At 67.9% G+C, this 11,655-nt stretch carries 8 protein-coding genes and 1 pseudogene; 5 read left to right on the top strand and 4 right to left on the bottom strand.

Features of this window, described 5'->3' with window-relative positions; genetic code table 11:
- The 3 genes and pseudogenes from WAL33_RS00465 to WAL33_RS00455 form a co-directional block, all read left to right on the top strand.
- Positions 1-368: pseudogene (locus tag WAL33_RS00465) on the top strand (3-carboxy-cis,cis-muconate cycloisomerase); the annotation flags it as partial.
- Positions 368-1,558, top strand: a complete 1,191-nt coding sequence (gene pcaD, locus WAL33_RS00460) for a 3-oxoadipate enol-lactonase (protein ID WP_422177422.1) — start codon at positions 368-370, stop codon at positions 1,556-1,558. The pseudogene WAL33_RS00465 and the gene pcaD, both read left to right, overlap by 1 nt.
- Before the next feature lie 240 nt (positions 1,559-1,798).
- A complete protein-coding gene (locus WAL33_RS00455; RefSeq protein WP_422177420.1) occupies positions 1,799-2,299 on the top strand; it encodes a MarR family winged helix-turn-helix transcriptional regulator in 501 nt (166 codons plus the stop codon).
- Positions 2,300-2,442: 143 nt separating this feature from the next.
- Here WAL33_RS00455 and WAL33_RS00450 read toward each other — a convergent pair whose 3' ends face one another.
- From WAL33_RS00450 to WAL33_RS00435, 4 genes are read right to left on the bottom strand one after another with little or no spacing between them, the layout of a single operon-like run.
- On the bottom strand, positions 2,443-3,933 hold the full coding sequence (locus tag WAL33_RS00450) for an AMP-binding protein (RefSeq protein WP_422177418.1): 1,491 nt from the start codon (positions 3,931-3,933) through the stop codon (positions 2,443-2,445).
- Positions 3,934-3,971: 38 nt separating this feature from the next.
- Complete coding sequence (locus WAL33_RS00445; RefSeq protein ID WP_422177416.1) at positions 3,972-4,799, bottom strand: p-hydroxycinnamoyl CoA hydratase/lyase; 828 nt, start codon at positions 4,797-4,799, stop codon at positions 3,972-3,974.
- 44 nt (positions 4,800-4,843) lie between these two features.
- Complete coding sequence (locus WAL33_RS00440; protein ID WP_422177414.1) at positions 4,844-6,271, bottom strand: aldehyde dehydrogenase; 1,428 nt, start codon at positions 6,269-6,271, stop codon at positions 4,844-4,846.
- A 2-nt stretch (positions 6,272-6,273) separates the two neighbouring features.
- Positions 6,274-6,786: a MarR family winged helix-turn-helix transcriptional regulator gene (locus tag WAL33_RS00435; protein ID WP_422177412.1), complete on the bottom strand. Its 513-nt coding sequence runs from the start codon at positions 6,784-6,786 to the stop codon at positions 6,274-6,276.
- Between the two features lie 518 nt (positions 6,787-7,304).
- Between WAL33_RS00435 and WAL33_RS00430 the strand changes: the two genes are divergently transcribed.
- A complete protein-coding gene (locus tag WAL33_RS00430) occupies positions 7,305-8,300 on the top strand; it encodes a LacI family DNA-binding transcriptional regulator (RefSeq protein WP_422177428.1) in 996 nt (331 codons plus the stop codon).
- 291 nt (positions 8,301-8,591) lie between these two features.
- A complete protein-coding gene (locus WAL33_RS00425) occupies positions 8,592-11,618 on the top strand; it encodes a TonB-dependent receptor plug domain-containing protein (RefSeq protein WP_422177410.1) in 3,027 nt (1,008 codons plus the stop codon).
- The last annotated feature ends 37 nt before the right edge of the window (positions 11,619-11,655 follow it).

Below are 11,655 nucleotides of genomic sequence, written 5' to 3'. Positions count from 1 at the left end.
CCTTCGAACCCCGCGTCGCAGGTCGCGGCGGCTCGTCCGCCATGTCCCACAAGCGCAATCCCACCAGTTGTCAGGTCGCCCTGTCGGCCGCCCTGCGCGCGCCGCACCTGGCCGCCACGCTCCTGTCGGCCCTGCCCCAGGAACACGAGCGCGGCCTGGGCGGCTGGCAGGTTGAGGGGCCGGCGCTGGCCGACCTGTTCCAACTGACCCACGGCGCCCTGGCGGCCATGGCTCCGGTCATCGAAGGGCTGGAGGTCGACGCCGACCGCATGGCCGCCAATCTCGCCGCCGCCGACGTCGGAACCGACGTCGGCGAGTCCGAGGCGCTGGTCGCCCGCGCCCTCGCAGCCTGCCGAAAGGATCGCTGATGCCCTTCGCCCTCTCCCAAGGCGCTCGCATCTACTGGCGGCTGGATGGCGCGGCCGACAAACCCGCCCTGGTCTTGCTGACCTCGATCGGCACGGACCTTTCCCTCTACGATCCCGTCATCCCGCTGCTGACGCCCGACTTCCGGGTCCTGCGGATCGACACGCGGGGCCACGGGGCCTCGGATGCGCCGGCCGGGGACTACAGCCTCGACCTCCTGGCCGACGATGTGCTGGCGGTGATGGACGCGGCGGGGATCGCCAAGGCGACGATCTGCGGCACCTCGCTGGGCGGCATGATCGCCATGGCCCTGGCCCCAAAGGCGCCCGAGCGCGTCGAAGCCCTGGTTCTGGCCTGCACCTCCCCGGCCCTGGATCCGACGGTCTGGGACCAGCGCCTGGCCCTGATCCGCGCCGAGGGGCTCGGCGCGATCGTCGAGATGGTGTTGGGTCGCTTCTTCTCCAACGCCTTCCGCGCCCAACACCCCGAGGCGGTCGAGACCGTGCGCGCCGGCATGGTCGCCCAGAATCCCGACGGCTATTGCGGCTGCGGGGCGGCGATCCGCGACATGGCCTTGCTGGAGCGCCTGCCGGCCATCACCGCGCCGACCCTGGTGATCACCGGCGCCAAGGATGTCGCCTCACCCTTCGAGGGTCACGCCGAGCGGATCGTCGCCGCCATTCCCGGCGCCCGGCATGTCGAGATCGACGGTGCGCATCTGCCCAGCCTGGAAGCTCCGACGGCCTTCGCCGGCGCGGTGCGGGGCTTCGTCCGCGAGGCGTTGGGCGGGACCGCGGCCCGCGACGCCGAGGACACCCTGTTCGAGGCCGGCCTGAAAACCCGGCGCAAGGTGCTGGGCGACGCCTGGGTCGACAAGTCCCTGGCCAAGCGCACCGACTTCACGGCCGACTACCAGGCGATGATCACCCGTTACGCCTGGAACGAGATCTGGGGCCGACCGGGCCTGGACCATCGCACCCGCCGCCTGCTGGTGCTGGCCATCTGCGCCAGCCTGGCGCGCTGGGAGGAGTTTCGCCTGCACGTCCGCGCCGGCCTGGAACAGGGCGGCTTCACGCGTGATGAGCTGAAGGAGGTGCTGATGCAGACGGCGATCTATGCCGGCGTCCCCGCCGCCAACACCGCCTTCACCGAAGCCTCGGAAATCCTGGCCGAACTGGGCGAGGCGGGCTGACGACCGACGCCGCGCCCGCATTCGCCCTAGTTCACGCCCTTGCGCTCGACGTGCCAGGCCGGCTTGCCGCAGAGCCCGCAGTCCGCGCCCACTCGGCCCGTAGCCGGGCCTGCAGGGTCCGATCACGCGTGAGGTGGACGGCGAGCGGGTGACCTTCGCCGCCGCCGACAACAGTCATTGACCCCGGCGGATCGAACGGACAAGGAAGTCTCGCGCAATGGGCGAGCCTCTCGTAAGATCATGACTTCGAACGTCAAAACCCCGCCTTCGGACATCCAGGACGAGCCTAAGGGCGAAATCAATCTCGGCATCTTGGACGAGATCATCGGGTTCCGTATCCGGCGCATCCAGAACCATCTGTCCCGATCCTTCACCGCCCTTCTCAATCAGGACGACTTGCGTCCGGGCGTGTTTTCGAGCCTGGCCCTGGTCGCCGCCAATCCAGGCCTGTCGCAAAAGACCCTGGCGCGCGAAGTCGGCTTCGACAAGGCCACCATCGTGGCCGTGCTCGACAACATGGAAGCCAAGGGCTGGACCCGCCGCCAGCGCTCGACGACGGACCGGCGTCGCCATCTGTTGTTCGTCACGCCCAAGGGCCAGGAAGCCCTCGATCAGATGGCGATCCTGGTTCGCCGAAATGAAGCCAAGGCTCACGCCAGCCTGTCGGCCGAGGAACAGGACGTTCTCCTGCGGCTGCTCGACAAGGTCTACAAGAGCTGCTTCGTGGACGTCTCGGAATAGGGTCGCCGGGAACCGCTGCCCGCCACCGTGTCGCTGATCCCACCGGCCAGCAGGGACCCGGTCATGCTGCCCACCACCGTCGCGCCGAAGCCGACATCGCCATGGCTCGGCCGGCGGCGACTTGGGTCGATCCGCCGGGAAGCCTAGACCGCCGTGTGCTCTAGCAGGAGGTCGCGGAGCACGCCCTTCTGGACCTTTCCCGAGCCGGTGCGCGGCAAGGCGTCCATCACCGTGGTGAGCTTGGGCAATTTGTAGCGCGCCAGGCGGGGCTCCAGGTGAGCCAGGACCTCGGCGTGGCTTAGGACGCGGCCGGCCCTCAGCACCACCACCAGGTGTCCGATCTCGCCCCAGCGGTTGTCGGGCAGGCCGACGACCGCGCACTCGGCGATGTCGGGATGACCGGCCAGGGCCGCCTCGATCTCGGCCGGATAGACGTTCTCGCCGCCCGAGATGAACATGTCCTTCTTGCGGTCGACCAGCCAATGGAACCCTTCGGCGTCGGCCAGGGCGATGTCGCCGGTGCGGAACCAGCCGTCGGCGGTGAACGCCTTGGCGGTCTCGTCCGGCCGCCGCCAATAGGCGCGAAACACGTTCTCGCCCTTCAGCAGAAGCTCGCCGGCCGCGCCGGGCGGGCAGTCCTGTCCCTCGGCGTCGACGATGCGGCTGGCGACGCCGGGCATGGCCACGCCCGCCGCCCCGGCCCGGGCGTCGATCTGGGCGATGTCGACCGGCATGCCGAACACCGTCCCGGCCTCGCTCATGCCGAAGCCGTCGACCACTGGGATCCCGTCGGCCAGCCAGGCGCGGATGTCGGCGGCCGGGTGCGGCGCGCCGCCGGTGAAGATCGCCGTCAGCCCGCGCAGGCGCTCGGGCTCATAGGTCGGATGGTTGCGCAGGGCCTGGGCCATCTGCGGCACGCCGAAATAGTGGGTCGCCTTCAGGTCCGGATCGCCCAGCCGGGCCAGCGTCCGCCCCGGCTCGAAGCCGTCGGAGACCAGAATGGTCCCACCATGCAGCAGCGGCGGCCGCACGCAGGTCACCAGGCCGATGACGTGGAACATCGGCGCGTCGTTGAGGAAGACGCTGTCGTGGGTCACCCGCCCCAATCGGCCGAAATTGATCGCGGTCTGGTCGAGATTGCGCTCGCTCAGCAAGACGCCCTTGGGCTTTCCCGAGGTGCCGGAGGTGTAGAGGATCAGCGAGGGCCGGTCGCGGTCGATCGGCCCCAGGTCCAGCGGGTCGGCCACCTCGATCTCGCCCGCCAGCAGGTCGATCGACAGGCCGTCCAGCCCGACGCGCCCCAGCTCCTGGTCGCCGACCACCAGCCTGGGCTTGGCGTCCTCGACCAGGGTCAGGATCTCGGCCGAGCTCAGGCGCCAGTTCAGCGGCACGTAGATCGCGCCGGTCCGGGCGCAGGCCAGATGCAGGATCGCCAGCTCGACGCGGTTATGGGCCAGGCTGACGACGCGCTCGCCAACGCCCACACCGCGCTCGACCAGCACCCGGACACAGCGCGCCACGGCCGCGTCCAGTTCGGCGTAGGTCCAGCGCCAACCGCTGGCCAGATCGACGGCGGCCAGGCGTTGGGGCTGGAGTCGCGCCTGCAGGCCGACGTGATCGATCGCACCGCTCATGGGCCCCTTCCCTTCGCTGTTTCCTCCCTCGCCTCGTCTCAGCTCTGTTTGGCCAGATCGTAGGCGCCCAGGCCGGGCTTGTAAGTCTTGTCGTCGATGAACTGTTTGATGCCTTCCTTGCGACCATGGTCGTCGTAGGAATTGGCCGCCTCCTGCAGGCGGACCAGATAGTCCTCCGCATTGTCGTAGGTCATGTCGCCCACCCGGCGGACGGCGTCCTTGGTGGCCTTGAGCGCCACCGGGTTCTTCTTGAGCAGGACGTTGGCCACCTCGGTCACCCGTTCCTTCAAGCGCTCCAGCGGCACGGCCTCGTTGACCAGCTTCCACTCGGCGGCCTTCTTGCCGTCGATGTTCTCGCCCATCATCGCGTGGTACATCGCGTCGCGCATCGACAGCAGCTCGACGACCACCTTGGTCGCTCCGCCGCCCGGCAGGATGCCCCAGTTGATCTCCGACAGGCCGAACTGCGCCTCCTCGGCCGCGAAGGCCAGATCGCAGCCGAACAGCGGGCCGTAGCCGCCGCCGAAGCACCAGCCGTTGACCATGGCGATGGTCGGCTTCTGGTACCAGCGCAGGCGCCGCCACCAACCGTAGGACTCACGTTGAGCCTGGCGCACCGCGCCCAGACCCTTGGCCTCGGTCTCGCGGAAGTACTCCTTCAGGTCCATGCCCGCCGACCAGGCCGTGCCCTCGCCGGTCAGCACCAGCACGCCGACGTCGTCGCGATATTCCAGCTCATCGAGAATCTCGCCCATGCGCTGATTGAGCTTGGGGCTCATGCAGTTGCGCTTTTCGGGACGGTTGAATTTCACCCAGGCGATGCGGTTCTCGACCGTGAAGGTGGCGGTGTCGTTGATCTCGGTCATGACCGGTCCTTGAACAAACAGGGGGAGGAAGACGCGGCGAAGCGTCAGATGGGGAAGTGGCCGGGCTGGGTCTCGATGGTGATCCAGCGCAGATCGGTGAAGGCCTCGATGCCCGCCTTGCCGCCGAAGCGGCCGTAGCCGGAGGCCTTGACCCCGCCGAACGGCATCTGGGCCTCGTCATGCACGGTGGGACCGTTGACGTGGCAGATGCCCGACTTGATCTGGCGCGCCACGCGCAGGCCGCGGGCGGTGTCACGGGTGAAGACCGCCGCCGACAGGCCGTATTCTGTGTCGTTGGCCAGTTCGATCGCGTGGGCTTCATCGCGGGCTCGGATCACGCCGACCACGGGACCAAAGCTCTCCTCGCGGAACAGCTTCATCTGGGGCGTGACCTTGTCGACAACGGTGGCCGGCATCAGCACGCCGTTGGCGGCGCCGCCGTTGACCGCCACGGCGCCGGCCGCGATCGCGTCCGCGATCAGGCTCTCCACGTGGGCGACGGTCTTCAGATCGACCACCGCGCCCAGCGGCGTCTTGCCCTCGCGCGGATCGCCGACGGCCAGGGTCCCGACCTTGGCCTTGAACTTCTCGACGAAGGCGTCGGCCACGGCGTCGACCACGATGATCCGCTCGGTCGACATGCAGATCTGGCCCTGGTTCATGAACGCGCCGAAGGCGGCGGCCTTGACGGCCTCATCCAGGTCGGCGTCGTCGAGCACGATCAGCGGCGCCTTGCCGCCTAACTCCAGCAGCACCGGCTTGAGGTGCTCGGCGCAGCGCTTGGCGATGATCTTGCCGACGGGGGTCGAGCCGGTGAAGTTCACGCGGCGCACGGCCGGGTGGTCGATCAAGGCGCCGACGATGGCCGGAGCGTCGGCGGGCGTGTTGGTCACCACATTGACCACGCCCGGCGGCAGACCCGCCTCGGCGAAGGCCTCGATGATCAGGCCGTGGGTGCGGGGGCAGGTCTCGGAGGCCTTCAGCACCACGGTGTTGCCGCAGGCCAGGGGCGTGGCGATGGCGCGGACCCCCAGGATGATCGGCGCGTTCCAGGGCGCGATGCCCAGCACCACCCCGGCCGGCTCGCGCACGGCCATGGCGATGCAGCCGGGTTTGTCGGAGGGGATCACCTCGCCGGAGATCTGGGTGGTCAGGGCGGCGGCCTCGCGGACGATGCCGACGGCCAGCATCAGGTTGAAGCGGGCCCAGCCCTCGGTGGCGCCGATTTCGCCCATCATCGCGTCGACGAAGACCGCGGCCTTGGACTCCAGGGCGTCGGCGGCCTTGGTCAGGAAGGCGCGGCGGGCGTTGGGGCCCAAGGCGCTCCAGCCGGCGAAGGCGGCCTGGGCGGCGTCGGCCGCGGCCTCAGCCTGGGCGACGGTCATGGCCGCCGAGGTGGTGGCGACGGCGCCGGTGACCGGGTTCAATCGCTCGAAGGTGGCGGGCTTGGTCAGGATGTCAGCAGTGCTCATGATCAGTCCTTTCGAGGCGCGGCGGGCACCTTGGGCCCGCTCGTCATGATGGGGGCGGCGGCGCCGGTCGGGGATCCGGTCACCGCCTTGTGTCGCAGCTTGGTCAGCAGGCGGCGCAGCTCGGCCCGTTCATCGGCCGAGAGCGGGGCGAAGGCGGCCTGATCATGTTCCAGGGTCACCTTCTCGATCGCGCCGCGCAGGTCGCGGCCGGCCGAGGTCAGGTGCAGGGCGTTCGTGCGGCGGTCACGGCCTGGACGGCGCTCGATGGCGCCCAGGGCCTCCAGCTCGTCGACCGCCTTCATCGTGCTGGCGCGATTGACGCCCAGGGCGCGGCCCAAGGTGATCTGGTCGCAGCCTTCGTTCAGACCGATATAGACGATGGCGGTGGCCCGGGCGGGGGTGACGCCCAACGGCGAGAGGCGCTCGGACAGACCCGCCATGGCCCGCACGTCGGCATGGTGCAGTTGCAGACCCAGCCGCTCGCCGAGCACGCCGAAGGCGGTGATCTCCTCCATGCCGGCCGCCGCCTCCCATCTTATTTGTTATGAAATTAGTATGCCTATGAAACAGTCTCGTCAATTACAATTTTCGGGCCAACAAAGCCGACGCGTCGATCGGAGCGACGTCGGAACGATCGTGAAGTCGACAGGGCGGAGAAGGAGGCGGGCCTCTTTGGATCTGACGTCCTCATGACCTTCGCTCCACGGCAAGAGCGTCCCCCTGGATCTCCGTCGCTTCGCGGCGGCCGGCGGCCACGGGTTCGCAATGGTTTGAATTCTAACTGTATGCTTGTCGGGCCATATCCTCCCCACAAGCCTTGAACGCCAACTCACAAGACCATTGGCTTAAAGGGAAACCTTGGCCGATTGACGGAAGGAACGCTGCGCTGGAGGCCAACCGTCGTATACCGCGATGCGGACGCGCATCGCGCGCGGTCGTCGATTGCGTCAGGTGCGCGATGGATTAGGTAGCTTCTAAAGCGGCTAGGACGGGGGACGTATTGGCAAGGAATGCTGGGGGCGGTCGCCCAACCATTCTCGACGTCGCGGCTGAGGCGGGCGTGTCGCCGATGACCGTTTCGCGCGTGATCAACGCACGTCCGGGTGTTGGACCCGAGGCTCGCGCGATGGTGGAAGCGGCCATTCAGGCTCTGGGGTATACGCCCAATGTCGCCGCGCGCAGCCTGGTGACCTCCGCCGAACTCAGGATCGGCGTGATTTACTCCAACCCCAGCGCCGCTTTCATGAGCGATTTCCTGACGGGCGTGTACGAGGAGGCCTCGACACGCGGAGCCCACCTGGTCCTGCTCAAAGGGGGGCAAGGCGGACGCCCTCCCGAGGCCGCGGCGCTGAAACGCCTGATCGCGTCCGGCGTTTCCGGCGTGATCCTGGCGCCGCCGCTGGGCGAGTCCCCCGCCGTGATCGAGGCGCTCGGCAAGGCGGGGCTGCCCATGGCGGCCGTCGGCGCCTACGCCGTCGAGGGCGCGATCTGCGTGCGTATCGACGACCGCCGGGCCGCCTACGAAATGACGCGCGAACTGATCGCCCTGGGCCATCGCCGCCTCGGATTCATCCTGGGCAATCCGGACCAGGCGGCGAGCGCCGAACGTCTGGCCGGCTTCTATTCGGCGGTGCGCGAAGCCGACGGCGTGATGACGGCGATCGCCCAGGGCGATTTCAGCTTCACCTCCGGGCTGGCCGCCGCCGAGCAGTTGCTCGATGCGGCGCCGCCGCCGACGGCGATCTTCGCCAGCAACGATGACATGGCCGCCGCCGCGGTGTCCGTCGCCCATCGCCGCCACCTCGACGTGCCGGGAGAACTGACCGTCGTCGGATTTGACGACACCCCGGCCGCGGTCACCCTCTGGCCGCCCCTGACCACGGTCCATCAGCCCGTCCGCAAGCTCGCGGCCGAGGCGCTTGGCCTGCTGGCCGCTCAGATCGCCGGTGGCGAACCCGTGAGCGCCGGACGCGACCGCGTCCTCGATCACGAGATCATCACCCGCCTGTCGACCTCCCAGCCTCGCTAGTCGGACAGACCGACGCCGCGTCGCCCACCTGACACGCCGATAACGTTACCACCCAAGCGTTACGCCATGGGCCGCCCATCACGGGTGGTTCGGGCTCGGTCCGAGCGGGAAAAGTGACGTTTTGACCGTTAGCCACCGAAGGCCGCGTCAGCCGCAACGTTATTATGTCGGAGTATTGACTTCCTGGAGCAGCAGACCTACCCAATTTTAGGATAACGCTACCATCGCAACGGGTGAACGCCCGCGGAAGCGTCAATCGCGCCGGCCAACGGCGCTTGGGAGGGAATGGACATGTTTTCACAGGTCATCGAGCCTTCGAGCCCGCACGCCGGGAACGTTGACGGTTCGCATCAGGAAAAGGCGGCGGCCTCGACCGTCAGGAGCCCTTTGCTCCGTCAAATAAGGCGCGACGCTTTCCGCTCGGCCGGCGCGGCCGCCCTGCTCGCCAGCTTTATCGCTGGGCCGGCGCTGGCCCAGGCCGTGGATCCCGCGGCCGCGGCCAAGCCTGAGACAGCCACAGTCAGCGAGATCATCGTCACGGGAACGCGCATCCAGAGCACCGGCTTCACCGCCCCGACGCCGACCTCGGTGATCGGCGAGGATGAGATCCAGAACAACGCCCAACCCAACATCTTCGCCACCATCGTTCAGTTGCCGTCGCTGCAGGGCTCGAGCGGTTCGGCGACGAACACCTTCAGCACCTCAAGCGGCCAACAGGGCCTCAGTTCGTTCTCGCTTCGCGGCCTGGGCACCATCCGCACCCTGACCCTGCTCGACGGACAGCGCGTGGTCGGGGCCTACTACACCGGCGTCACCGACGTCAGCCTGTTCCCGCAGCTTCTGGTCCAGCGCGTCGACGTCGTGAACGGCGGGGCCTCGGCCTCCTACGGGTCGGACGCCGTCGGCGGCGTCGTCAACTTCATCACCGACACCCGTTTCACCGGGTTGAAGGGCAACGTCCAGGCGGGCATCTCGACCTACGGCGACAATGAGCAGGGCCTGGTGCAGTTGGCCGGCGGCCGCAGCTTCGCCGGCGACCGCGTACACGTGGTCGGCAGCGTGGAGTGGGCCAAGGAGAACGGCGTCGGCGCCGGCAACTTTGGCCTGGACCTTGCCGGCGATCGCGACTGGTTCACCCAGACGACGATGATCAATCGCAACGTCACCAATGACGGCTCGCCGCAATATGTGATGCGCGACTACGCCCAGCCCTACGCCTACACCAAGTACGGCCTGATCACCGCCGGGCCGCTGCAGGGCATCGCCTTCGACCAGAGCGGCCAGCCGTTCCAGTTCCAGTACGGCTCCAACGGCGTGCCCTCCAAGACCGCCGGCGGCGCCGTCACCGGCTGCTTCCCCGGCTTCTGCATCGGCGGCGACCTGTCGGGCAACGTCGACAGCGGCCGCACGCTGCAGTCGGAGATCGAGCGCAAGGTGGGCTATGGCCGCCTCGGTTACGACTTCGCCGAGAACAACGAGGCCTACATCTCGTTCAACATCGGCCAGGTCGAGACCAGCAATCAGCCCGTCAACGGCATGAACAAGACGGGCCTGACGATGCAGTGCGCCAACCCGTACGTGCCGGCTTCGGTCCAGGCCGCTTGCGCGACCGCCGGCGTGACCAGCTTCCAGTACGGCGTCAGCAATGCGGTTCTGCCCAACACCAAGGTTCACACGGACCGTCGCCTGTACCGGGTGGTCGGCGGCCTGAAGGGCAAGTTCGGGATGTTCAGCAAGGACTGGAGCTACGACGCCTATTACGAGCACGGCGTGAACAAGACGGCCATCGACGTCGACCACATCCTGCTGACGCCGCGCTTCAACCAGGCGATCCAGGCCACCACGCTGAACGGCGCCATCGTCTGCGCCGATCCGGTGGCGCGGGCCAGCGGCTGTCAGCCGCTGAACATCTTCGGCGGCAAGCCGCCCTCGGCCTCGACCCTGGAATATGTCCAACCTGCCGCCGGCCCGTTCCAGCGCCTGCGCATGACCCAGGACGTCGTCAGCGCCAACTTCTCGGGCGCCCCGGTCGATCTCTGGGCCGGCCCGCTGTCGATCGCCTTCGGCGCTGAATATCGCCGCGAGTTCTACACCGTCAGCGCCGACCCCTACGGCGCCGGCGTCTCCGATCGCAGCCCCAACAGCAGCGAGTATCCGGCCGACCCGCTCCTGGCCGCCGTCGGCAACAACTGGCATGCCGGCAACTACAAGAACGGCAACGGCGCCTACCACGTCAAGGAAGCCTACCTCGAGACCGATGTGCCGCTGTTCGACAACGACAGCCTGGGACGCGCCAACTTCAACGCCGCGGCGCGGGTGACCGACTATAGCACGTCGGGCACCGTCTGGACTTGGAAGGCCGGCGGCACCTGGGACACGCCGCTCGAGGGCGTGCGCCTGCGGGGCGTGGTCTCGCGGGACGTCCGCGCGCCGAACCTGTCGGAACTGTTCGCCGCGCCCGTCACCACCACCCTGCCCAACTTCTTCGATCCCGCGAACAACAGGAACGTGGTGGCCATCCAGAACGCCGTCGGAAACCCCAACCTGACGCCCGAAATCGCGCGCAACAAGCAGATCGGCGTCGTCCTGGCCAACCCGCCCTGGCTGCCCGGCTTCAGCGCGTCCTTCGACTATTACACGATCAAGCTGGATGACGTCATTTCCAGCCTGGGCGCGGCTCAGATTGTCGACTACTGCTATCGCGGCGTCCTCCCGCAGACCTGCGGGACCTATAATCTCAACAACACCAGCGGCCCCAACTACATCAACGTCCAGTCCTTCAACCTGGCGTCGATCAAGACCAGCGGCTTCGACATCGAGGCCAGCTATCGTTGGCAGCAGCCCCTGGGTCTGTCGGGTAACTTCACCCTGCGCGCCCTGGCCACCCATATCCGCGAGTTCCTCACCGACACGGGCCTGCCCAACACGATCCCGGTCGACTCCGCCGGCGTGAACCAGGGCAACACCCCCGACTGGAAGTGGCTGGCGATCCAGACCTACGAAACCGACCGGTTCAGCCTGACCCTGCAGGAGCGTTGGTTCACCGACGGCACCTACGGGGAGCAGTACGTCGTCTGCGCCGCCGGCTCGTGCCCGATCTCCACGGCCAACGCCCCGACGATCGACGACAACTTCATGCCGGGCGCCTTCTACGTGGACGTCGGCGGAACCTATAACATCCGTGAGGACGTGACCGCCTACTTCAAGATCGACAACCTGTTCGACGAGGATCCGGCCAAGTCGCCGAACTACGCCAACCCGGCCCTCTATGACGTGGTCGGCCGCATGTATCGCGCGGGGGTGCGCTTCAAGTTCTAGGGAAGATCGAAGCCGACGGAGTCGCCATTGGGAAATG

It is taken from the genome of Caulobacter sp. (assembly GCF_049283275.1).
In the GTDB taxonomy this organism is placed as follows: Bacteria; Pseudomonadota; Alphaproteobacteria; order Caulobacterales; family Caulobacteraceae; genus Caulobacter.
The sequence above is the reverse complement of the archived record's forward strand: the minus strand, read 5'-3'. Positions and strand labels throughout refer to the sequence as shown.